This window comes from Flavobacterium sp. RSP49, from assembly GCF_003968735.1.
In the GTDB taxonomy this organism is placed as follows: domain Bacteria; phylum Bacteroidota; class Bacteroidia; order Flavobacteriales; family Flavobacteriaceae; genus Flavobacterium.
Genome location: NZ_RYDN01000069.1, coordinates 1 through 1,277 on the forward strand (window position 1 = coordinate 1; position 1,277 = coordinate 1,277).

The 1,277-nt window shown below is 29.1% G+C and carries 1 protein-coding gene; it reads left to right on the plus strand.

Annotation, left to right across the window (positions count from 1 at the left end; genetic code table 11):
* Positions 1-175: 175 nt before the first annotated feature.
* Positions 176-1,192 (plus strand): hypothetical protein, encoded by a 1,017-nt coding sequence (locus EKM02_RS14685; RefSeq protein WP_126456431.1) that lies wholly within the window; start codon positions 176-178, stop codon positions 1,190-1,192.
* Positions 1,193-1,277: the final 85 nt, after the last annotated feature.

Sequence of the window (1,277 nt, forward strand, 5' to 3'; positions counted from 1 at the left end):
TGGTGTACTTTGCAGCGGAATGGGTGGTGTACTTTGCAGCGGAATCGTGGTGCACTTTGCAGCGGAATATCCACAAACTAGAATATTTAGTTTGCAATATGGTAAATCTTTAAAAAAAAGCGTTACTTGTTGATGTTATAAACTAGTTGTACACAATTATAAAAAAAACAGACATATGAAAGATACTGTATCTCAACAATCAACTGATGAAATAGTAATTATTGATGAATCACAAATCAAGAACTTCCAATCTTTATATTACTTAATAAAAGGTAAAAGAGATACTGATATAAAATTATTCACAGAATTCAAACAATTTTCATTCCCAGATGTTTTGGAATTAAATGATAAAATTTACAAAGTTTTAGAACTTCATAAATTGATCACAGATATTGTAAACGTAAATATTGGCTTAGAAAATAAAGAAATTAAAACATTCGGAAGTTGGAATGAATTTAAAAATACGGACTGGAATATATCTGCAAGAACAAAGTACATTACAATGGAATGGGATTTTAACCTATTGTTTCAAAATCAATTTCATAATGTACCACAAACTCATACTATGAGAGTTAGAATTGGAAATAGTTTAAGACCTAGTGAAATGATTCAAGTAGTTTTTCAAGGTGGTGACGAGTATGAACTTGAAGAAGCGCAATCACAAATGTCTTGTAAAATAGATTTTATTAATGCTCAAATATGTAATCAATTAAAAACTATTGTAAGTGAATGGTATGATGCTCTTCCAAAAAATAGCAACGAACATAAACTAATTAAATTTATTTTAAAACACGAAGTAAAATTTCAAAACCTAATAGTTTTCTCCTTCTTAACTTCTGCTATAATCTTTCTTAATTACTTATTTAGTATAAGTATGAAATATGAAATTGAAATACTGCCGAAAGATATAAACCAAAAAATGTTCTTTTTCCTCACTCTTTCAATTGGAATATTTTATTTGTTTTATAAATCAGGTCAACTTTTATCTAGCAGGATGATGAATAAGCAAATAAACAAATTGAAAAGAAATCCAATGTTTGAATTTACTAAAGGCGATAAAAATAGATTCGCAGAAGTAAAGGCAGATAACAAGAAGATTCTAAAAGGATTATTTTTTACTATATTAATTGGTTTGTCAATCAATGCCTTTAGTGCTTTAATCGGATTTATAATAGAACTAATATTGAAGTAATAACTGTGCACAACAGCTAGGGATTCGTTGCGTGCGTAGCACGAACAATGAAACCCGGGTTGAACGGAACCGATTGTACGTCCGT